Source organism: Bacillota bacterium, from assembly GCA_012837285.1.
GTDB lineage: Bacteria > Bacillota > DTU030 > DUMP01 > DUMP01 > DUNI01.
Genome location: DURJ01000018.1, coordinates 14,879 through 35,720, shown reverse-complemented (window position 1 = coordinate 35,720; position 20,842 = coordinate 14,879). Strand labels below are relative to the sequence as shown.

The window sequence follows — 20,842 nt, the reverse complement described above, 5'->3', positions numbered from 1 at the left end:
TTGGATTATTTACAGGCTTTTGTGGTTGGTGGGATTATTTGTTCTCTGGGACAATTGCTCATGGATCTTACTTCCCTTACCTCGGCCCATGTGTTGGTACTGTTTGTCTGCATAGGCGCACTTCTCAGTGGTGTAGGACTTTATGAGAAAATCGCAGCCTTCGGCGGGGCAGGTGCTACCATCCCACTTACAGGCTTTGGTCATGCTTTGGTTCAGGGGATTCTCGAACAGGTAGAGACCAAGGGAGCTGTCGGTATCTTAAGCGGTGTGTTCAAAAACACGTCTATGGGGGTTGTAACTGCTGTTGTGCTGGGAGTGATTATAGCCCTTCTTTTTAACCCTAAAGGATAGAGGCTGGCTGGCAGTTTAGAAAGGTTCGGTGATCCGATAGTGAAGATTGGCATCCCCCGGGCGCTGCTCTACTACCATTACTATCCCTTGTGGGAAACTTTTTGGAGCCATTTAGGCCTGAAGGTGGTGGTCTCGCCCCCAACAGATAAGACTATTTTGGATATGGGAGTTACTGCAGCGGTTCCCGAGGCCTGTCTACCGGTAAAAGTGTATTACGGACATGCTTTGTCTCTGGCCAGCAGCGTTGATTGTCTGTTTATTCCTCGGATAATTAGTGCTCAAAAAGGCACCTATATTTGCCCTAAGCTTATGGGCCTGCCGGACATGATTAGACATAGCGGTTACAACTTACCTCAGTTGATTGCCCCGACGCTTAACGCCCGGCAGAAGAGCACCGGTTGGCGGCGATCACACATTCAGGCAGCTCAAAAATTAGGTTTCAGCAAGAAAACCGCCGAAGCTGCCTGGTACCAAGCTAGACATGAACTAAAATCATATCAGCGAGAGCTTCAACGTGGCTGTACCCCGGTTGATCTTCTCGGCCAACGTGCTCATTCTTCCAACTCCCTTTCTGGTCCCACTTTATTACTGCTGGGGCATCCTTACAACATCTTCGATGAATTCGTCAGTATGAATTTGATCAGCCAACTTTATCAGCGCGGCTATGGAGTTGTTACACCGGAGATGCTATCGCCCTCTATCGTCGAGCGTGAAGCCGCTCGTTTGCCAAAACACCTGTTTTGGAGTCTGGGTCGATCGCTGGTGGGTACTGCCAGCCATTACTTAAGGAACAACTCGGTGGTCGGTATTGTCCATGTGGTTTCTTTTGGTTGTGGGCCCGATTCCCTGGTAGGGGAACTGTTGGAACGGCGAACACATAAAGCTAGGCGAATACCATTTCTACTCCTTACGCTGGATGAGCATACCGGGGAAGTGGGACTGGTTACGCGATTAGAAGCCTTCTTGGACATGATTGAGTGGAGGAATAGATCTTGAAAGTTACCTTTCCTCATATGGGTGACCTTCATATACCGGTACGGTCATTGTTGACCGGTCTGGGACTTGAAGTTGTGGAACCTCCTGCTATTAGCCAGGACACCATTAACCTTGGTACTCGTTATGCTCCTGAGTTTGCCTGCTTGCCTCTTAAGGTAAACATCGGTAATTTTCTTCAGGCTGCAGAGCTGGGAGCCGATACGGTAGTAATGGCGGGCGGAATTGGACCGTGCCGGTTTGGTTACTACGCCCAGGTTCAGCAAGAGATCTTGGCGGATCTTGGTGTCAACCTGGATATGATTGTACTGGAGCCGCCCCAAGGTCAATGGCGCCTATTAATTCAGGGGCTCCGACGTTTAACAGCCAGGGCTACTCCCCTGACCGTGTACCGAGCCGGAGCCCTGGCTTGGGCTAAGCTAAAAGCCCTGGACACACTGGCCGAACAAGCATACCCTGTTCGGGCCCGCGAGGTCCTTCGCGGCTGTACAACCCGTATTTGGAAGACAATTTTGGCCCAAGTTGACCGGGCAGAAAACATCAAGGCTGTGCAAGAAGCAGCTGAACATGGAAGCATGCTATTGGAGGAAATCGAGGTTGAATCAGGAAAAGACACCCTTAAGGTGGGCTTGGTTGGGGAGATATATACTGTTTTGGAACCGGCAGTTAATCTGGAAATCGAACGACTGCTGGGCGAAATGGGTGTAGAGGTCATCCGGTCAATCTACCTTAGCGATTGGGTGATGACTAATCTTATCCTGCATACCCTTCGTCTTCGCGACGACCGTGAGCATTATCGATTAGCGGCCCCGTATCTGGGCCATTTTGTTGGTGGCCATGGGATTGAGACCATAAGCACCACCATAATGTACGCTCGTGCCGGTGTGGACGGGGTAATTCAGGTGGCACCTTTGACTTGTATGCCGGAGATTGTAGCCAAGAGTATATTGCCCCGGGTCAGTTTGGAGGAAAATATCCCGGTTCTTACGCTCATGCTGGACGAACACTCTGCCGAAGCAGGAATACTCACCAGATTGGAAGCATTTTGCGAGCTGCTGTGGGCACGAAGACGGGCCCGTGGGTCCAGCTGCAAGAAGAACATGAGAACGTCACCACTAACCAGGGAGGAGTTAACCTTTGGAGGCATATCTGGGTATTGATTTAGGTTCAGTTAGCACAAATTTCTTGGTCTTAAGTCAAGATGAGACAGCCTTGGCCCATCTCTACTTGCGTACCCAAGGGAACCCTATTGCGGCAGTGCAAAGGGGGTTAATTGAGCTACAAAACCAACTGTCCCCGGAAGTTACCATTCGCGGCGTAGGCAGTACCGGCAGCGGCCGTCATCTAGCCGGTGTTATGGTAGGAGCTGATACCGTGAAGAACGAAATTACAGCCCACGGCATAGCCGCAGCTAACGAACTTCCTGATGTGCAAACGGTTCTTGAGATCGGTGGACAAGACTCCAAGATAATCATTCTGCGAAACAGCATGGTAGTGGATTTTGCCATGAACACTGTTTGTGCTGCCGGTACCGGTTCTTTTCTTGACCGTCAAGCAGAAAGACTCGGACTGTCAATTGAGCAATTCGGGCAACTGGCGATCAGATCAAAGAACCCGGTTCGAATAGCCGGACGCTGTGCCGTGTTTGCTGAATCGGATATGATTCACAAACAACAACTGGGACACTCCATGGAAGATATTGCCCGCGGTTTGTGCCAAGCCTTGGTTCGCAACTACCTAAACAACGTCGCTAAAGGTAAGGAAATACTTCCGCCGGTTTTGTTTCAAGGTGGGGTTGCAGCTAATGCAGGAATGAAACAAGCTTTTGAAGAGGCCTTGAAGCTAAAGGTGACGGTGCCGAAACAGCACGCCGTTATGGGTGCCTTGGGAGCTGCATTATTGGCCCGAAAAAAAGTTCACCCTGGGACCAAGAGCAGCTTCCGTGGTTTTGAGATCAGCCACTGGAATTTTGATGTGAAAGGCAAACATTGTGGCGGCTGCAGTAACTGTTGTGAGGTAGTAGAAATAATAGCTGAGGGGCAAACCTTAGCCTGCTGGGGTGACCGCTGTGGTCGCTGGAGCGAGCAAATTGGTACGCAAATAGCTTAAAGCTTTATCTGTACTGCTTCACTTTTTTTTCCTGTCTTATTATGCTATAATTGCGGTTAAGTGGCAACGTCCCCCAACAGGCCGCTGGAAGGGAAGATATACATGCTATTTGGCCGCGAGATGTTATTTCGTATACCGGCTTTGCTGCTGGCCATCTCCGTTCACGAATATGCTCATGCTAAGGCAGCCGATGCTTTGGGGGATCCCACTGCGCGGCTTAGCGGTAGAATGACACTGAACCCGTTAGCACACTTAGATCCGCTAGGATTATTAATGCTGTGGTTGTTACGGTTTGGTTGGGCCAAACCGGTGCCGATTAACCCTATGTACATACGACCCCGCCGTCTGGGCATTATTGTTGTTTCACTGGCGGGTGCGGCAGCTAATCTGGCCTTAGCAACTCTGTTATTGATTGTTTTGAAACTGCAAGTGATACCGTGGGACGGCGTCATTGCTGGCATCCTGGAAATGACCATGTGGTACAGTCTTTTCTTGGCCGTATTCAACCTCATACCTATACCGCCCTTGGACGGTTCTAAGGTCCTGGCCGAACTACTGCCTCGAAAGACTGCCTACTACTTAGCCCAATATGAACAGTACGGGCCTATTTTACTTATTATCTTGCTGTATTTAGGCAGCATTAACTCTATTTTGCTGCCTTTAGCCAGCGGTATTTATGATCTTTTGTACCAATTAACCGATGTTATTGTGTTCGGTGTCATTTATAAAGTCTTATTGCATTTCTAGATCACAAGACGAAGGAAGGCGATTTTGTTGAAGGGTCGAGTGTTCAATGGTATGCGTCCCACAGGGCGGCTCCATCTGGGTAATTATCTAGGATCGGTGGTTAATATGGTAGCCTTGCAAGAAGAATACGAGTGTTTTTTTTGTATTGTGGATTGGCATGCACTTACCACCGGTTATGAAGACACAACAGAACTCCAGGATAATATCTTGAGCATAGCGATAGATTGGTTGAGTTCGGGTATAGACCCGGATAAGTGTGTAGTATTTGTTCAATCCAATGTAAAAGAAGGTGCTGAGTTACACTTGCTGTTGTCGATGCCGACGCCGCTTTCTTGGGTAGAACGAGTTCCCACTTACAAAGAACAGCTTCGTCAGCTGGAAGGGCGCAATATTGCCACTTATGGTTTTCTGGGCTACCCGGTGCTAATGGCGGCCGATATTCTAGCTTACAAAGCGGAGGCTATTCCCGTGGGCGAAGATCAGCTGCCGCACATCGAGATTGCACGTGAAATTGCTCGCCGCTTTAACTTTTTGTTCCGGTGTTCTGTCTTTCCCGAACCCACTGCCAAATTGACCAAATTTGCCTTACTGCCGGGTATCGACGGCCGCAAGATGAGCAAGAGTTATGGCAATGAAATCCATATGTCCGATACTCCAGCAGAAATTCGGATCAAAGTAGCCCAGATGGTTACTGACCCGGAACGTATTAGAAAAACCGACCCCGGCCGCCCAGAAATTTGTGTACCTTACCAATTCTATAAAGCGTTTACGCCTGAGGGACAAGAACAAGTTGCCGGGGAATGCCGCGGTGCCCGGGTAGGCTGCGTGGCCTGCAAAAAGAGGTTAGCCGACATTATTGTTGAGCGAATGGCACCTATTTACGAACGGCAACAAGAACTGGCCCGTCGCCCAGATGATGTAGTTGATGTTTTGCGTGACGGAGCCCGTAGGGCGCGGTTGGCAGCTGAAGTTACTTTGGCTGAAGTGCGCCAAGCTATGAACTTACGAGACTTTTAAACTGGGAGCAATAAAGATTGGGTTATGAGATCAAGCTGGGGAATTTCAGCGGACCTTTTGACCTCCTTTGTTATCTGATTGAGACTGCGGAACTGGACATCTGTGCAATTTCCCTGGCTCAGGTGGTGGATCAGTATGTCTCTTACGTCACCTGGGCTGAAAAGCAAACTGATCTTGATGCAGTAGGTGAATTTCTCATCTTGGCCGCCAGATTATTGCTCCTAAAAACCAGAGTATTACTACCGTCAAGTCACCTGGTGGAATCTGAACAAGAGGAATTAGCCGTAGACCAAGACACTGAGCAATTAGTGCAGCACTTACGACAATACCGTCTGTTCCGTGATCTCGGTCGGGAACTGGGTAAGATGATGGAAAAAGAAGCTGCCTTCACTGGCATAAACCCTGTCAGGTCGGAAGACGCCCAACCGCTGCTTGTGGCCGAAGCACCACCGCCGGATTTGGATGCGGTAGTCTCTGCTTGGATCCGTTTGAAGCCGCTTTTTGCCGCACTCCGTTCGGTTACGGTTATTCCTGAGCGCCCAACTGTAGAAGAAGAAATGGCTGACCTGAAGGCATATCTTAAGGGTGGACGAACCCTCTCATTTAGCCGTTATCTTGGCAACAAGCCCTCACGTCCTCGCTTAGTGACCGTGTTTCTAGCACTGCTGGAGCTGTGGCGCCAAGGTAAGATTAGGGTTCGGCAGACTGTACGTTTTGGCGATATCTTTGTGGCGCGCAAGGAGGACCCAGCATGCCGGAGCAATCATTAACAGCTTTGTTGGAAGCTTTAATACTGGCAGCAGCCCGACCGGTGTCAGTAAGGGAACTGGCTGCTGCATCCGAGTTGTCAGAGGCCGATACCGAACTGGCCTTGTCTGAACTCAGGCAAAGCGTAAATCGCAACTGTCGCGGCATAGTACTTCGGGAAGTAGCCGGGGGGCTGCAGTTCTTTACTCGATCGGAGTACAAACCCTATGTACAGCGTCTACTCCAACCGCAAGAAAAGCCGCGTCTAAGCCAAGCAGCGTTGGAAACACTAGCTATTATTGCTTATCGCCAACCGATTACCAGGATGGAGATAGAGCTAGTGCGGGGTGTGCAGGTGGATACAGTGCTAGCCACTTTGCAAGAGCGCGGTTTTGTTACTGAAGTTGGCAGAAAAGAAGGTCCAGGGCGCCCTATATTGTATGGCACCACCAATAATTTTTTGAAATCCTTGGGGCTAAATAGTCTGCGGGATTTACCTCGGTCAGTATTGCCAGATATGACCACAGAAGAGTCTCCGGAATGATTTTCCGGAGACTTGTATTTTAATAACAAAAGGGGAAAAACTAGGGGAAAGGATCCAGTTGAAGGTGACAGGATGCCTACCCTCCTTATTGTTTTAGGCCTGCTTGCCTTGTTGCTGCTGTTAGCTGGTACTTTATGGATTGAGCTAGTTATTACTTGTTCGAGCAATAATCTGCGCTTTGGCCTTTGTTGGCACTGGTCCAAGTACCAGGTGGCTATACCGTTGTATCAGTTTCAACTCCGAACAGCCCAACCACCAGCAACAACTGGCACTAGACGTCATTATAAAACCGGAGGTCGGCTAAGGTCAGCCAGGCCAGTGCTGCTAACCTTCGTGCGTTTCATTATGCCTTACAGTAGCTTAGATGTTAGCGGTTCCATAGTTATAGGAACCGGCGATGCCGCCGCTACAGGGATCCTGACAGGTATCATGTGGCAGATTTTAGGCTGGGCCAAAGCCGTTTCCCAAGCACTCATGACAAGCGGGACTTTTAAGGTAACAATTGAGCCGAGATTCAATACTGTTGTCTTCAATGTTAACATCCGTTGTATAGTCTTTCTACCGCTGCTCCATATTATTACTGCTGTAGTACGAACCGTAAAGCATTTGAGTCGGTCAACTATTGAGCAGGGAGGTAGAAAACTGTGGCAGAGCATCCCATTCAAGGGCTAATGAAAACAGCGATGGAAAGTATCAAGGACATGGTTGACGTAAATACGGTGGTGGGAGACCCAGTAGAAGCCAGCGATGGGAGCGTAATTATTCCCATCTCACGTGTTACTTTTGGCTTCGCCGCCGGCGGGGGTGAATACGAACCTTCCCGAGGACATGGTAGCACTGGGGATGAGGTAAATTCACTTCCGTTTGCAGGTGGGAGCGGTGCCGGCGTAAGCATTAACCCGGTTGCTTTCCTGGTTGTAGGGAACGGACAGGTGCGGTTGCTGCCGGTGGACAGTCGAGCCTTTTACGATCGTTTGATTGACTTGGCCCCCCAAATTCTGGACCAGGTAAACTCACTCCTAGGGGGTGAAATGAAACCCAGAGCGGGTACCGGCAGTAGGGACAAAACTGATAATACCCCAGAAGTCCCGGCATACAACCCCCAGGGCCGCAGGTAAGAGGAGGCAAAAAACCTCCTCTTTTGTTCTTCCCCTATCTTAGAGATCATAGCCTAAACTGAGGAGGGGAGAACATGTTAGATTCAATTTGGTTTATTCTTTTGTTTGGCGGTATGGTCACATCCTTGTTGCGAGGTGAATCAGCAGCCGTAACCATGGCTCTATTGACAGAGTCAGAAGCAGCCGTGACACTTACCCTCACTCTTATCGGCAGTATGACTTTTTGGCTGGGCATATTGAGTATTGCTGAGGCCGCCGGCCTTGTCACTATGTTAGCTCAGCTGTGCAAACCAGTCTTTGTGTTTCTTTTTCCAACCATACCTGTCTCTGACCCAGCAGCCGGCTCTGTTTTGTTAAATTTGTCAGCCAATATGTTGGGATTGGGCAACGCCGCCACTCCGTTAGGTCTGAGAGCAATGCAACAATTACAGCAGTTGAATCCAAACCCTGATGAGGCAACTCCTGCCATGTGTACGTTCCTGGCCCTCAACACGTGCTGTATCACCTTTGTACCTACCAGCATCATCGCCGCTCGTATGGCTGCGGGCTCTACAAACCCGGCGGCAACAGTAGTAGTGACGTTTCTGTCTACAGTGGTAGCAACTACAACAGCCATCATCGGCGACCGTATTTGTCAGTGCTTGTGGGGGAGGGATTGACCCTTGGCTTCTTGTCTCGTTACCTTCAGCAATAATGTGGTACCACTTTTTGTTGGTACGATATTACTAATAGCCAAGCTTAAAGGAGTAAGAGTATACGAAGCCTTCATTCAGGGGGCTGCTAAAGGGTTTGAACTGGCCATAAGAATGATTCCCTATCTGGTGGCAATACTTGCAGCCATTAGCGTTGCTCGGACCTCCGGTCTGTTAGAATTGATTCTTTGTCCGCTTGAAGACCCCTTGGCTGTGGTGGGTTTTCCACCTGAACTGCTGCTAATGGCTGTAATGCGTCCTCTTTCCGGTAGTGCCTCTTTTGCCCTAATGATAGATGCACTACAGACCTACGGTCCCGATTCTTTACTAGGACTAACGGCATCAGCTTTACAAGGAGCTACTGACACCACTTTCTATATATTAACTGTATATTTTGGCTCGGCAGGGGTAAAACGGTTTCGCTATGCCCTGTTCGTGGGTTTACTGGCCGATATCGCTGGGATAACGGCAGCAGTGGTACTTACGCGCTTGCTGTTCTGTTAGTTACCGGTAATGTGAGCAAGACATGACCCTAAGTTGATGACAAACTTCCCGTTGCCGGAGTATTCAATTAGATCCGGGTCACAGACCATCAATTGTGACCCCCTTGGAGTTACAAGATTAAGACAGAAGTCCTGTGCCAGCTGGGCACACGTAATGGACAACGAAGACGACAGAAAGAGGTGAAGACTGGTCTCCTTGTTGGCACAGTGAGACATGTCCACCAGCTCTGCTGGCCCGGCCTGAACCATATAGGTAGGTCGCTGATGATTAAGAAACAAGCACTTGCGGCCTGTTGCGGCTACACGACTATGGGGTGCCAGAATCACTGTGCTGGTGTATTCATCTTTGCCAAACGAAGCTGGAATAACATCCCTGCCTGCTGATAGAAAGAGTTCGATATAAGCCGGGGCAATCAATGTTAACGGTACTAATGTAACTAACTCAAGGCCCAACACCAATGTTTATCACCTCCGTAAGATATTTCGGGCGCTTTTGCCCATACTATTCCGGGGATGGGCATTCCGTGCCCTGACACCATCTCCTGGGGCCATTCATAGTCTGACTACGGAGGTGGTGTGAATGAGAAAGCTGGCCCAATGGTCTCTAAAGTGTGTTGATGCCGGGAGTGAATACTGTCCGTGCTACTTAGCCGAAAACGGCCATTGTTTCGTTTGCTCTTTGTTAGCTGGGGCCGAGTCTTGTGACTGTCGTTGGAGCGGCAGCTGTAGTTATCTTAATTATTGGTTTGGTTCCGGAGCTATTGCCAACCGAAGCGAAAGAACTGTTATCGTCAAGAAACAACGCTTAGGTTCCAACTTACTAAAAATTCGGTTTTCGTTGGAGGCTGAGTGGCTACCAAGTTATTCCCAGGCGGGGACATTTTTGTTTATCCGACCGGCGTTCGCGCCCAGTTCTGCTGCTGTTCCCATTAGCGTTGTCGACGTGAGCGGAAACGAGGTTTGCCTGGTAGTCAAGTGCGTTGGACCGAAAACTTCCCTGCTATTGGCAGCTGATGACCGAGTGGTTATTCGAGGGCCTTACTTCAGTGGTCTTACCGATACCCAGATTTTAAAAACAACTCGCAATGAAGAGGCTGTGCTGGTGGCGGGAGGAATGGGACAATCCGCTATTGTCATGGCGGCAAAAGCTCTGCTACGCGGTGGGAATACGATTAAGGTTTGCTTGGCCCCTGGTTCGGCTAACTTGGTTTATGTGGGAGAAAAACTGAGAAGTTATGGCGCCGAGGTGGAGGAGGTAGCCAGCATGCGCCCCTTTGGTCTTAGAGTGATTGCAGGCTGGCTAACGCAATTAAAACCGGCAGTGGTTGTCTGTGCCGGACCGGAGGTACTTCAAGCCGCTGTCTCGGCTTTGGCCCCTGGCAGCAGAACAGAGTTTGTGCGCTCACAAAACATCACTATGTGCTGCGGAGATGGATTGTGCGGAAGTTGTCTCAGTGTCCATTTTGGTCAAGAACGGATCCCATTGTGCAAAGCCCAGTACCGTCTCAGCAAGGGGGGCAATTAATTCATGGCGAAGATAGTAGTGGTAGGAGGAGGTTGGGCCGGCTGTGCAGCTGCTATGTCCGCTCGTCAGGTTGGCGGAGAAGTGGTAGTGCTGGAACGGACGGATTTGCTATTAGGTGCTGGTTTGGTCGGAGGCATTATGTTAAACAATGGTCGGCTAACAGCGGCTTTAGAAACCATTGCGTTAGGCGGCCATCCAATTTTTGAAGCCCTGGAAACAATATATCGTCATCGCAATGTCAATTTTCCTGGTCATAATCATGCCAGTCTATATGATGTTATCAAGGTTGAGCCACTTATCCGCCGGCTGCTAACAGAACAGGGGGTGAAAATTCGATTCCGTAGTCGGGTGGCGGGCCTGGATCAGGTGGGGGATGGAGTTAAGAGTGTTATCTTGGAGACCGGGGAAGTCATAACTGCTGACGCTTTCGTTGATGCCACTGGCACCTCCGGACCACCGGGCAATTGCTGGCGCTACGGGCATGGCTGTGTTCTTTGCATCCAACGTTGTCATTCGTTTGGTCCGCGTACATCTCTAGTAAAGATGGCTGGCGGGCACGAGTATTCTCTTTTGAAGGGAGACGGCAGCTTCGGTGCTATGAGCGGTTCGTGTAAACTCTGCCCCGAATCTCTGGCTCCGGAAATTGGGCAGGAGCTGAAACAGAACGGAGTAGTGGTAGTACAATTGCCTACCGATCTAATTCGTCCGCAAAAGCTAAAATTGAAAGTCTGTCAACAATATGCCCATGACGACTATGCCAGGAACATCATTCTTCTCGACACCGGTTCGGTTAAACTTATGGCCCCTTTTTTCCCGCTAGATGCACTCAGACAGGTGCCCGGCTTTGAGCTGGTTCGCTACGTCGACCCATTAGCCGGAGGTATAGGCAATTCTATGCGCTTGTTGGCCATGGCCTACCGGGACAACAGTCTTAGGGTTGATGGCTTGGCCAATGTTCTCGTGGCTGGTGAAAAACAAGGCCCAGCTGTTGGTCATACAGAAGCCATCGTCACCGGATTTCTGGCCGGCCATAATGCTGTTCGTTATGCTCTGGGACTAAAGCCTATAATCCTACCTGCAACGCTCGCTTCCGGAGCCCTGATAGGGGCGATCAGCCAAGATTTAAAAGAAAATCGACCCGGATACCAAACTTATACCTTTTCCGGAGCAGGATTTTTTCAAACAATGCTCGAACAGAACTTATACAGCACTGATCCAAATAAAGTTGCTCGGCGGGTGGCTGCTGCCAACCTTGCTGGAATTTACATTCAACCTTTATGCTGATTCTAAGACCAACCAAGAAGGCTTGTTTTCACACCCCGGCTGCTGCCCACAGTACGTAGTCTACAAGAATGGCCAGAGAGGAGATCGTTTTTGAAAGAGCGGCTGCACAAAGTAATTGCTCGAGCCGGCGTATGTTCGCGTCGCCGGGCAGAAGAACTAATTACTGCTGGACGAGTCAAAGTGAACGGTTGCGTAATTACGAGATTGGGCCAAAAAGTGGATCCCGATACTGATTCGATTGCTGTGGACGACGTTATCCTGACCGTAAGTAAACCAAAAGTATATCTTATGCTCCATAAACCTCCTGGCTACGTAACTACTGTTCACGATCCCCAAGGCCGTCCCACAGTGCTAGATTTAGTTCCCAAGGGGATTCGTCTATTTCCTGTCGGACGCCTTGATTATAACAGCGAGGGCCTACTTATTCTGACTAATGACGGTGCCTTAGCGTACAGATTGACTCATCCTTCTGTTGGGGTTGTGAAAACCTATGAGGTTTGGGTTCTGGGACATCCTGGAGATAAAACAAAGCAACTTGTGACCGGGATTCAGTTAGAGGACGGACCGGCCCAGGCCGTGAAGGTGTCTGCAGTCGGTACTTGGGAGCAAGGCACCTGCTGGGAAGTTGAAATGATGGAAGGACGCAAACGGGAAGTGCGCCGCTTGTTTCAGGCCATCGGAGCCCCTGTGAAGCGGCTCATTAGACGCAAAATAGGGCCGTTATCATTGGGACAGCTTCCGCCAGGAAAAGCGCGCACCCTAACTAGAGCTGAAGTAACTGCCCTGTACCGCGCGTCCAAACACTATTCTTCGTAGCCAGGGGCAGCGTGAACAGAATACTCGCTACTGGGGCCGAACAACAGCCATAAGGGAATACCATTAAGAAGGTGTTGGTGCAAATCATGCTCAAAATGCAAGTGGCCATTGACGGGCCGGCTGGCTCAGGTAAGAGCACCGCTGCCCGTCAGGTGGCCAAACAACTTGGCTACCTCTATATTGATACCGGTGCCCTATATCGAGCGGTAGCCCTGGTTGCTGTGAGACAGGGAGTAGACCTCAATGACTCTGCTACCTTGGCTAACCTGGCAAAGTCAATTGACTTGGAGGTCAGGATGCAACCGGACGGTTCACCGGTTTATTTTATCGCTGGTAAAGAGGTGACTGATGCTCTGCGGTCACCGGAAATCAATGATAGGGTGTCTCAGGTAGCCAAACTGGCAGCTGTTCGGGAACGGGTAACTGAAAAGCTACAAGCTTTAGGCGATGAAAAGGGCATAGTAATGGACGGGCGTGATATTGGAACAGTGGTTTTACCTTCTGCCGATATCAAAGTGTTTCTTACTGCTGATTTGGCCACCAGAGTGCAAAGAAGACAACAAGAGCTTTCGAATCGGGGCTTTTTCGTGTCTGCAGCTCGTGTTGAAGAGGAAGTACGGCAACGAGACCGAGAAGATGCCAACCGTCAGGTGGCACCCCTTAAGCCGGCGCCAGATGCCTGTGTTGTAGACACTACCAACCTTAATCCGGAAGAAGTAGTTAGCACCATAGTCGAACTCGCTAAGCAACGGGCGCAGAATAGAACAAGTCAAGGGAGGAATAGCCGCTGATCTACACATTGAGCGTAAACATTGTCAGAGCGTACCTGCAATTATTTAGGAAGCTCAAGATTTCGGGGCAGGAATACGTTCCGGCCCGCGGTCCGGTGATAATTGTGGCCAATCATGTCAGTAACTGGGATCCTCCCGTAGTAGCCGTAGCTTGTCCGCGGCAGGTACACTTTATGGCTAAGCAAGAATTGTTTGCGAATCCTTTGCTAAGTTGGGTTTTTAGAACATTAGGCGCTTTCCCGGTTAAAAGGGATACTGCAGATCGAAAAGCATATAAGTGTGCTTTGAGCATCCTAAGAGATGGCCGGGTTCTGGGCATGTTTCCAGAGGGAACGCGGAGCAAGACCGGGAAACTGGGTCCAGCTGAGCAAGGAGCGGCGGTGCTGGCTTTGCGTACCCAAGCTGTCTTGATACCAGCCGGAATTACAGGCACTCAAGGCAAGGGACCTGTGCAAATAGCCTTTGGACAAGCAATACCATGGGGCGACTTAGATCCCAAAGACCGCGCCAGCAGCCGGGTATTAGCTGATCGGATTATGTCTCACATTGCCAAATTATTGGATGATTAAGTGGAGCTTACTTAGGGGGAGATAAGTTTGGCAGAACTTTGTTTCTGCGGTGCAGCGGGTACTGTTACTGGGTCTTGTTTCCTTATTAACAGCCGTAACTCCCGTATGCTTGTGGATTGCGGGCTTTTTCAGGGCAAAAAAGAAGTGCGTGACCGCAATTGTAAGCCTTTTCCGTTTGCTCCGGCTGAGATAGATTATGTAATCTTGACTCATAGCCACATCGACCACAGTGGTTTACTGCCGCGTCTAGTCAAAGAAGGTTTTCAAGGCAAAATCATCACCACCAGACCCAGCGTTGATTTAGCACGCATTATGCTGCCGGATAGCGGGCACATTCAAGAAATAGAGGCCGAATGGAAAAACAGAAAACGTATCCGGGCCGGGTTGCCGCCTCGGCCGCCGCTGTATACAGTCAGTGATGCTGAAGCTGTCTTGCCTTTGTTTTTAGGTGTTAACTACGATGAGATCATTTCATTATCTTCGTCTCTGAAGCTAAGGCTTCGTGATGCCGGTCATATCTTCGGATCGGCCATTATAGAAATGTGGCTTACCGAAGACGATCAAACCATAAAGTTGGTTTTTTCGGGTGACCTTGGTTCCGGCGGGCAACCGATAGTTCGCGATCCAGCTTTGATAGAGGCGGCCGATTATATGATTCTTGAATCCACTTACGGTAATCGCCTTCATGAGCCCCGGGAGCAGAGACGTTCCCACTTAGGACAGATTATCCGTGCTACCGTACAACGGCGGGGAAACGTTATCATTCCAGCTTTTGCCATCGAACGAACCCAAGATTTGTTATATGAACTCAGTGCCCTCTATCGTGAAAGGGAGATATCTCCTCAAGTAACAACGTATGTTGACAGTCCCTTGGCTACCAAAGCTACGGAAGTGTTTATTAAGAATCCCGGGTATTATGACCACGAGACCTGGCAACTACTGCAGCAAGGCTACAAACCGCTTTCTTTTGAAAACCTTAAATTCGTTCGTTCAGTGGAAGAATCAAAGCGGCTTAATACCGAGGTTGCCGGCAGTATCATAATTTCAGCCAGCGGCATGTGCGATGCCGGACGAATCAAACACCACCTGAAACACAACCTTTGGCGGCCTGAAGCCAGCGTAGTCTTGGTAGGTTATCAAGCTGAAGGATCCCTTGGTCGCAGGCTGTTGGAAGGTGCTGAGCGGGTACGGATATTTGGGGAACAAGTGGCGGTTAAAGCGAAAATCCATAATCTGAGCGCATACTCGGCTCATGCCGACCAAACCGGACTCATTAATTGGGTTAGCGCCTACCACAAGTTACCACAGGAGGTCTTTTTGGTTCACGGGGAAGAAGATGCATTGTCTAACTTGGCGCAACTGCTAAAGGACAGCCTGGGCGTTAGAGTAAGTATTCCTGCTTGGGGTGAAAGTGTTAAAATTACAGCTGGAGGCGTTGCTTCACGGCGGCCAAGGGGCTCGTTGTCAGCGGAGACGAAAATGGCAAATTTGCAGCGAGAATTAAGTAAACTGGTCGGTAAGTTGCCACCGGAAAGAGAAGAAGAGTATGCTTGGGAAATAGAGCAACTGGCCCAAGCTATTCGAGCCTTGCGTATACAGGCAGAGGTGGCCGCAGCTAAGGAATAGAGAATTCTTGGCGTCTGCCAAAACCTTGACTTTCGGTTCCGGTATACGTATAATTAGAACATAGATGCGCACTTAGCTCAGCGGGAGAGCACCTCCTTGACGCGGAGGGGGCCAGAGGTTCGATCCCTCTAGTGCGCACCATCTGCTTATTAGACGCAGCTACCAGGCTGCGTTTTTTTGCATCGTATATGAGTTTTGTCAAGCACATATAATAGCGCTAGGGGTGAAAACCATGGCCGCTGCTATTAATCTGGCCAGCATGAAGAATCCTGCTGCTTTGCGCCAACGAGTTGTAGCAGAACTATTACAACTGCGTAAACAAGGTTTGGAGGTTAGTTTGTGCGAAACTAGACGCGGCCAACTAACTTTCTTAGGCTGCAACATAGTACAGAACTCAGGAGTCTTACCGCCCGACCAAGCCCAGGGGCTCTTGCGCTGTTTTTTGGCTAATGCCTTGGCTGATATTATTATTACCCATTGTGAGGAGAATCTTGTTCATAAGTTAGTACAGCGGGAGTACCGTACGTTGTCTCTTGAGGATCGGCAGAAAATAATAGACCTGACCCTAAAAAAAGAGGGTGACCTACTGCCGACGCCAGCGGACCGTCACGCCAGAATCGTACGGAAATTGGTAGATTATCTGAAATGCTCAAACACCATTATTGTGGAAGGCTTTGTTCGCTTCCGTCTACAGGATTATCGGCGCGAATTACAGGAAGCCGTTGGGCGCGCGGCCAATGATGTGGAAGGGGAAAAAGAGTATCTGGAGTTTATCCAACTTCTCCGGTACTTTGTAAGTTTGCAGGAACCACAATGGTCACAAATCCAGGTATTGCTGGACTCAAATGGCAGTTTTCAGTTGCTTGATGAACAAAGCCGGCTGCTAAGACTGGGTAATTTCTGGGATGGGTTTGGCCCCCATGACGACCTGACACATGCTGATCTGCTGGTGAGTGCTCTTGTCTGTATGGCACCCGCGACCATTATTCTTCATTTGGGTACCAGCGCTGACCTTTGGTTCCGAGATTTGATTACTACAATCCATGATATATTTCCCGGGCAAGTAATTACCTGTTCGGGTTGTCCGCTATGCCGAGGAACGTAACGGCCCCTATGGGCATGTCATCAATTTATGTCTCGGAAGCATACATGTTCTCTTGAGCTTCCTTACAGTTGTTGCTATGATAGTACCAAATAGTCATGTAATTTTGGTCGTAATTTTGGTCCGACAGTTTTGATAAGGGAGAACATGATATGCTCTACATTGTTATGGCAGCTATGGGAGCTCTTATTGGCTGGGGTACTAATATGGTTGCCATCTGGTTGCTGTTTCACCCGTACCGGCCTATTCGCCTTGGCCCCTGGCAATTGCAGGGGTTACTGCCACGCCGGCAAGCTGACATTGCCCGTAATGTGGGGCAAGCAATAGAAAAGGAGCTGCTCACTGCAACGGATCTGGCGGAACAGCTGGAAAACCCGGAGGTTTGCCAACAGTTGTTGATGATGGTATCCAAGTTGACTGAGCAAGAAGTTGTTCAACGCCTACCTAAGTATTTGCCTTTACCTCTCCGTAATTACTTGGTAAATTATCTCACTGGCTGGACAAATGCCAGAAGTCGCGAGCTGGTGGACAAGTTGATAAGAAGTATCACCACTAACTTATCCCAACTTGATATCGGCTCACTGATACAGTGCCGACTCAACTCCTTACCGCTACAGGAACTGGAAGCTTTGAGCTGGGAACTCGCCGGAAGGGAGCTGCGTTATATTGAATACGCCGGCGGGGTCTTAGGCGGAGTTATCGGTCTCTTACAGGCTGCTGTTCTGTCGCTGGGGAAAACTGTTTTTTTCTAACAACAATGATTTGACATGAAGGCAAAGTGAGCATATAATAGGGTACAAATTGGAGTGTCTTAAAACTATGACGAGGATCAGAGAGCCGCAGATAGGCCTCAGCGAGGAAGCGCCTTGGGTGCAAGTGCTTCCGGCAACTAAGTGGCAACTCACCACCTCGGAGTGCCTGCCGAAACAAAGTAGGCTTGGCCGGCTAGGGAGCCGTTAGAGCTTTAGAGGCGCTATAGCGCGAAATAGGGTGGAACCACGGTATTACGACCCGTCCCTTAGCAGGGCGGGTCTTTATTGTTGGAAATAAGGAGGGACTAATCCATGGCTAAGATTAAAATCAGCTGTGCTGGAAGAGAGGGCCGCTTTGATCCTGGTATCACTGTTGTTGAGGCGATCAAGCAGCTGTCTCCCGACGAAGTCGAGGAGTCGTTAGTCGCTGAGGTCAATGGCGAAGTTAGAGATCTTAGTACCAGACTCGGGAGTGATAGTCAAATAAAGCTGCTCGGGTGGAATAGCGATGCCGGACGGCGGGCGCTCAGGCATAGTGCAGCTCACGTCATGGCTCAGGCTGTAAAAGAGTTGTTCCCGGAAGCTAAGCTAGCTATCGGTCCGGCTATCGAAGACGGATTCTACTACGATTTTGCTGTAGACAAGCCTTTTACCCCTGAAGATTTAGAAACAATTAGTACAGTAATGGAGCAAATAATTGCTCAAGACTTACCCTTTGAACGCCAAGAAATACCACGTGATCAAGCTCGGGCTTACTTTTCGGCTCAAAGGGAGCAGTACAAAGTAGAACTGATTGATGATTTGCCGCCGGAAGCCCATATATGCTTGTATCGCCAAGGCGACTTTGTGGACCTTTGCGCCGGGCCCCATGTCCCCAGCACAGGATATGTGAAGGCTTTTAAGCTTCTTAACGTTGCTGGAGCTTATTGGCGGGGAGATGAAAATCGGGAGATGCTGCAGCGAATCTATGGAACCGCTTTCAGCAGTAAGAGACAACTGGAAGTCCATCTCGAAATGTTGGAAGAAGCGGCCCGGCGGGACCATCGCAAGCTGGGCCGCGAACTAGGACTGTTTACCCTCCATGAAGAAGGACCCGGGTTCCCCTTTTTCCACCCCAAAGGAATGATTTTGCGAAACGAATTAGAGTCTTTTTGGCGCGAAGAACATCGGCAGGCAGGATATGAGGAAATTCGTACTCCCATAATCTTGAGTCAAGAATTATGGCAAAGATCAGGGCACTGGGATCATTATCGTGAGAACATGTACTTTACCGAAATAGACCACCGGGACTTCGCTATTAAACCCATGAACTGCCCAGGCGGCATTTTGGTGTACAAGAGTTCCAGCCACAGCTACCGCGAACTGCCGCTTAGGATGGCGGAAATGGGCTTAGTGCATCGTCATGAGCGGGCCGGTGTGCTCCATGGCTTAATGCGTGTACGTTGCTTCACTCAGGATGATGCTCATATTTACATGCTGCCTTCTCAGATAACAGAAGAAATCAAAGGAGTCATTGACCTGATAGACCGCATATATAAGGTATTCGGTTTCAGTTACCAGGTGGAGCTGTCCACTAAACCAGACAACGCCATGGGCTCTGATGAAATCTGGGAAGAAGCCACCATTGCCCTGGAAAGAGCCTTAGCAGAGAAGGGTATGGACTATAAGGTTAATGAAGGCGACGGTGCTTTTTACGGTCCTAAGATAGATTTTCATCTTAAAGACTGTTTAGGACGGACTTGGCAGTGTGGTACCATTCAGCTGGACTTCCTCATGCCCGAACGTTTTGACCTCGATTATATCGGGGAAGACGGGGAGAAACATCCCCCGGTAATGATTCACCGCACATGTTTGGGGAGCATCGAGCGCTTCATCGGTATTTTAATCGAACATTATGCCGGTGCTTTTCCTACCTGGCTGGCTCCAATCCAGGCTCGTGTTTTGCCCATTACTGATCGGCAAACTGCTTATGCCAGGAAAATAATGCTCCAGCTGCAAGAAGCTGGGGTGAGGGCCGAAGTGGACGAACGCAATGAAAAGATCGGGTACAAAATTCGCGATGCTCAGCTACAAAAGATTCCCTACATGCTAGTGGTCGGAGCCAGAGAAACAGAAACTGGCAAAGTAGCAGTTCGACACCGTGACCGCGGTGATCGCGGCGCCATGTCTTTCGAAGTCTTTGTTCACGGCATTTTGACCGAAATATCCGAGCGCATAGTTGAAGGCGGAAATTGGTGTTGACGCCAAGGTAGCAATATGCTATAGTTGTGGGCGAAGAAGTAGAAGCCATCCGCTTCTCACCTTGGGGCGCAATCGTTGCTACCAGGGTTAAGCAGACACTGCTTGATTTGTGTTATCGGGGGCGGGTGGCAACTCGCCCCTTTGTTTTTGTACTTTGGGGACTATGTTGGAGGTGACGCGCTATCAGTAGAGACCTTCAGGTCAACGAGCAAATCCGCGTCCGTGAAATCCGCTTGGTTGACGATAAAGGCCAGCAACTTGGTATTATACCGACGCGGGAAGCACTAAGGTTAGCCGGAGAAAAAGGGCTTGATCTTGTTAATGTGGCTCCCGATGCCCGGCCACCTGTATGCCGGATAATGAATTTCGGTCGGTATAAGTATGAACAAAGCAAGCGGGAAAAGGAAGCGCGCAAAAAGCAAAAGATCATTACAATTAAAGAGATTCGTCTAAGACCCACCATCGATGAACATGACTATCAAGTCAAACTAAGGAATATGAAGCGCTTTCTGACCAACGGCGACAAAGTCAAGGTTACCGTACGGTTTAGAGGTCGCCAGCTTGTGCATGCCGATACCGGGAAAGAACTGTTGGCCCGCATGGCTGAGGAGATAAAGGACCTGGGCGTGGTAGAGCGAGTGCCACGTTTAGAGGGGATGCAAATGGTAATGATTCTGACCCCGCGGTCTGAGGAAAAGGGAGGCAAGCAGTGATGCCAAAGATGAAAACACGGCGAAGTGCTGCTAAGCGCTTCAAGTTTACTGGTACCAAGAAAATCAAGCGCTCAAAGGCGTTTAGGGGTCATTTATTGGGTCATAAGACAGCCAAGAGAAAACGCCAACTACGTAAATCGGCGGTAGTACACAATACTGACTATGAACGCGTACGTAAGATGCTACCTTACGCATAAGCCGATTGCAGACACAAGGAGGCACCAATTATGCCAAGAGTAAAGCGCGGTGTCACCAGCAGACGCCGTCATAAAAAAGTTCTGAAACTAGCCCGCGGATATCGCGGCGCCAGGAGCCGCACCTTTAAGGCGGCCAATCAAGCAGTTCTTAAATCGAGGTTTTATGCGCGGCGTGATCGCAGGGCAAAGAAACGTAACTTCCGGCAGCTCTGGATTGCCAGAATTAATGCAGCTGCCAGATCAAATGGTATTACCTACAGTCGGCTAATAAACGGTCTCAAACTAGCTGGGGTAGGGGTCAATCGCAAGATGCTAGCTGAAATTGCCATACACGATGATAAGGCTTTTTCCGACTTGGTCACATTGGCTAAACAAAACCTAGCCAACAACCGATAAGAACTCGTT

24 protein-coding genes, 1 tRNA gene, 1 pseudogene and 1 other annotated feature are annotated in these 20,842 nt (G+C 49.6%); of the genes and pseudogenes, 25 read left to right on the top strand and 1 reads right to left on the bottom strand.

Annotated elements, in window-relative coordinates:
• From spoVAE to GX016_01170, 12 genes and pseudogenes are all read left to right on the top strand, one after another.
• Positions 1-351 (top strand): stage V sporulation protein AE, encoded by a 351-nt coding sequence (gene spoVAE / locus GX016_01225; protein ID HHT70183.1) that lies wholly within the window; start codon positions 1-3, stop codon positions 349-351.
• A gap of 39 nt (positions 352-390) precedes the next feature.
• Positions 391-1,347 (top strand): hypothetical protein, encoded by a 957-nt coding sequence (locus tag GX016_01220; GenBank protein ID HHT70182.1) that lies wholly within the window; start codon positions 391-393, stop codon positions 1,345-1,347.
• A pseudogene (locus GX016_01215) lies at positions 1,344-2,402 on the top strand (CoA protein activase). The gene GX016_01220 and the pseudogene GX016_01215 overlap by 4 nt, the downstream one beginning before the upstream one ends.
• A gap of 79 nt (positions 2,403-2,481) precedes the next feature.
• Complete coding sequence (locus GX016_01210; protein ID HHT70181.1) at positions 2,482-3,453, top strand: 2-hydroxyglutaryl-CoA dehydratase; 972 nt, start codon at positions 2,482-2,484, stop codon at positions 3,451-3,453.
• A gap of 102 nt (positions 3,454-3,555) precedes the next feature.
• Positions 3,556-4,200, top strand: coding sequence for a site-2 protease family protein (locus tag GX016_01205; GenBank protein HHT70180.1), 645 nt, complete (start codon positions 3,556-3,558; stop codon positions 4,198-4,200).
• Positions 4,201-4,224: 24 nt separating this feature from the next.
• The gene (trpS, locus tag GX016_01200; protein ID HHT70179.1) at positions 4,225-5,217 is read left to right on the top strand and encodes a tryptophan--tRNA ligase; all 993 of its coding nucleotides are present in this window, start codon (positions 4,225-4,227) and stop codon (positions 5,215-5,217) included.
• A gap of 17 nt (positions 5,218-5,234) precedes the next feature.
• A complete protein-coding gene (locus GX016_01195; GenBank protein ID HHT70178.1) occupies positions 5,235-5,987 on the top strand; it encodes a segregation/condensation protein A in 753 nt (250 codons plus the stop codon).
• Complete coding sequence (scpB, locus tag GX016_01190; GenBank protein ID HHT70177.1) at positions 5,969-6,508, top strand: SMC-Scp complex subunit ScpB; 540 nt, start codon at positions 5,969-5,971, stop codon at positions 6,506-6,508. Before GX016_01195 ends, scpB begins: the two co-directional genes overlap by 19 nt.
• 72 nt (positions 6,509-6,580) lie before the next feature.
• Complete coding sequence (locus GX016_01185; GenBank protein ID HHT70176.1) at positions 6,581-7,180, top strand: DUF2953 domain-containing protein; 600 nt, start codon at positions 6,581-6,583, stop codon at positions 7,178-7,180.
• Positions 7,153-7,626 carry a sporulation protein YtfJ gene (gene ytfJ / locus GX016_01180; protein ID HHT70175.1) on the top strand — a complete coding sequence of 158 codons (474 nt, stop codon included), beginning with the start codon at positions 7,153-7,155 and terminating at the stop codon, positions 7,624-7,626. The genes GX016_01185 and ytfJ overlap by 28 nt, the downstream gene beginning before the upstream one ends.
• A gap of 74 nt (positions 7,627-7,700) precedes the next feature.
• Positions 7,701-8,285 carry a spore maturation protein gene (locus tag GX016_01175; GenBank protein HHT70174.1) on the top strand — a complete coding sequence of 195 codons (585 nt, stop codon included), beginning with the start codon at positions 7,701-7,703 and terminating at the stop codon, positions 8,283-8,285.
• A 3-nt stretch (positions 8,286-8,288) separates the two neighbouring features.
• A complete protein-coding gene (locus tag GX016_01170) occupies positions 8,289-8,822 on the top strand; it encodes a spore maturation protein (protein ID HHT70173.1) in 534 nt (177 codons plus the stop codon).
• Here GX016_01170 and GX016_01165 read toward each other — a convergent pair.
• The gene (locus GX016_01165; protein ID HHT70172.1) at positions 8,819-9,280 is read right to left on the bottom strand and encodes a hypothetical protein; all 462 of its coding nucleotides are present in this window, start codon (positions 9,278-9,280) and stop codon (positions 8,819-8,821) included. The two genes, GX016_01170 and GX016_01165, sit on opposite strands and share 4 nt — an antisense overlap.
• A gap of 121 nt (positions 9,281-9,401) precedes the next feature.
• On the opposite strand from GX016_01165, the gene GX016_01160 reads away from it, so the two are divergent.
• The 13 genes from GX016_01160 to rplT all read left to right on the top strand — a co-directional run bounded on the left by GX016_01160 (position 9,402) and on the right by rplT (position 20,833).
• The gene (locus GX016_01160; protein HHT70171.1) at positions 9,402-10,346 is read left to right on the top strand and encodes a hypothetical protein; all 945 of its coding nucleotides are present in this window, start codon (positions 9,402-9,404) and stop codon (positions 10,344-10,346) included.
• A gap of 3 nt (positions 10,347-10,349) precedes the next feature.
• Entirely contained in the window at positions 10,350-11,630 is a 1,281-nt protein-coding gene (locus GX016_01155) for an FAD-dependent oxidoreductase (protein ID HHT70170.1), read from the top strand.
• Positions 11,631-11,720: 90 nt separating this feature from the next.
• Positions 11,721-12,446, top strand: a complete 726-nt coding sequence (locus GX016_01150) for an rRNA pseudouridine synthase (protein ID HHT70169.1) — start codon at positions 11,721-11,723, stop codon at positions 12,444-12,446.
• Between the two features lie 86 nt (positions 12,447-12,532).
• The gene (locus GX016_01145) at positions 12,533-13,237 is read left to right on the top strand and encodes a (d)CMP kinase (GenBank protein HHT70168.1); all 705 of its coding nucleotides are present in this window, start codon (positions 12,533-12,535) and stop codon (positions 13,235-13,237) included.
• An 8-nt stretch (positions 13,238-13,245) separates the two neighbouring features.
• Positions 13,246-13,806 (top strand): 1-acyl-sn-glycerol-3-phosphate acyltransferase, encoded by a 561-nt coding sequence (locus GX016_01140; protein ID HHT70167.1) that lies wholly within the window; start codon positions 13,246-13,248, stop codon positions 13,804-13,806.
• 105 nt (positions 13,807-13,911) lie between these two features.
• A complete protein-coding gene (locus tag GX016_01135) occupies positions 13,912-15,432 on the top strand; it encodes an MBL fold metallo-hydrolase (protein ID HHT70166.1) in 1,521 nt (506 codons plus the stop codon).
• 66 nt (positions 15,433-15,498) lie between these two features.
• Positions 15,499-15,573: transfer RNA gene (locus GX016_01130), tRNA-Val, on the top strand.
• A gap of 91 nt (positions 15,574-15,664) precedes the next feature.
• Positions 15,665-16,537: a hypothetical protein gene (locus GX016_01125; protein HHT70165.1), complete on the top strand. Its 873-nt coding sequence runs from the start codon at positions 15,665-15,667 to the stop codon at positions 16,535-16,537.
• Between the two features lie 149 nt (positions 16,538-16,686).
• Positions 16,687-17,286: a DUF445 family protein gene (locus GX016_01120; protein HHT70164.1), complete on the top strand. Its 600-nt coding sequence runs from the start codon at positions 16,687-16,689 to the stop codon at positions 17,284-17,286.
• 312 nt (positions 17,287-17,598) lie between these two features.
• Positions 17,599-19,527: a threonine--tRNA ligase gene (gene thrS / locus GX016_01115; GenBank protein ID HHT70163.1), complete on the top strand. Its 1,929-nt coding sequence runs from the start codon at positions 17,599-17,601 to the stop codon at positions 19,525-19,527.
• A gap of 30 nt (positions 19,528-19,557) precedes the next feature.
• Positions 19,558-19,678, top strand: a sequence feature (ribosomal protein L20 leader region).
• Between the two features lie 31 nt (positions 19,679-19,709).
• Positions 19,710-20,240, top strand: a complete 531-nt coding sequence (locus GX016_01110; GenBank protein ID HHT70162.1) for a translation initiation factor IF-3 — start codon at positions 19,710-19,712, stop codon at positions 20,238-20,240.
• Entirely contained in the window at positions 20,240-20,437 is a 198-nt protein-coding gene (rpmI, locus tag GX016_01105; GenBank protein ID HHT70161.1) for a 50S ribosomal protein L35, read from the top strand. Before GX016_01110 ends, rpmI begins: the two co-directional genes overlap by 1 nt.
• A gap of 30 nt (positions 20,438-20,467) precedes the next feature.
• Complete coding sequence (gene rplT / locus GX016_01100) at positions 20,468-20,833, top strand: 50S ribosomal protein L20 (protein ID HHT70160.1); 366 nt, start codon at positions 20,468-20,470, stop codon at positions 20,831-20,833.
• The last annotated feature ends 9 nt before the right edge of the window (positions 20,834-20,842 follow it).

Excerpts from the sequence above, each read along its gene's own strand:
- rplT (HHT70160.1), top strand. The coding sequence starts at position 20,468 with ATGCCAAGAGTAAAGCGCGGTGTCACCAGCAGACGCCGTCATAAAAAA.
- GX016_01185 (HHT70176.1), top strand. The coding sequence starts at position 6,581 with ATGCCTACCCTCCTTATTGTTTTAGGCCTGCTTGCCTTGTTGCTGCTG.
- scpB (HHT70177.1), top strand. The coding sequence starts at position 5,969 with ATGCCGGAGCAATCATTAACAGCTTTGTTGGAAGCTTTAATACTGGCA.
- GX016_01155 (HHT70170.1), top strand. The coding sequence starts at position 10,350 with ATGGCGAAGATAGTAGTGGTAGGAGGAGGTTGGGCCGGCTGTGCAGCT.
- thrS (HHT70163.1), top strand. The coding sequence starts at position 17,599 with ATGGCTAAGATTAAAATCAGCTGTGCTGGAAGAGAGGGCCGCTTTGAT.
- GX016_01175 (HHT70174.1), top strand. The coding sequence starts at position 7,701 with ATGTTAGATTCAATTTGGTTTATTCTTTTGTTTGGCGGTATGGTCACA.
- GX016_01145 (HHT70168.1), top strand. The coding sequence starts at position 12,533 with ATGCTCAAAATGCAAGTGGCCATTGACGGGCCGGCTGGCTCAGGTAAG.
- GX016_01205 (HHT70180.1), top strand. The coding sequence starts at position 3,556 with ATGCTATTTGGCCGCGAGATGTTATTTCGTATACCGGCTTTGCTGCTG.
- GX016_01125 (HHT70165.1), top strand. The coding sequence starts at position 15,665 with ATGGCCGCTGCTATTAATCTGGCCAGCATGAAGAATCCTGCTGCTTTG.
- GX016_01120 (HHT70164.1), top strand. The coding sequence starts at position 16,687 with ATGCTCTACATTGTTATGGCAGCTATGGGAGCTCTTATTGGCTGGGGT.
- GX016_01135 (HHT70166.1), top strand. The coding sequence starts at position 13,912 with ATGCTTGTGGATTGCGGGCTTTTTCAGGGCAAAAAAGAAGTGCGTGAC.
- GX016_01160 (HHT70171.1), top strand. The coding sequence starts at position 9,402 with ATGAGAAAGCTGGCCCAATGGTCTCTAAAGTGTGTTGATGCCGGGAGT.
- rpmI (HHT70161.1), top strand. The coding sequence starts at position 20,240 with ATGCCAAAGATGAAAACACGGCGAAGTGCTGCTAAGCGCTTCAAGTTT.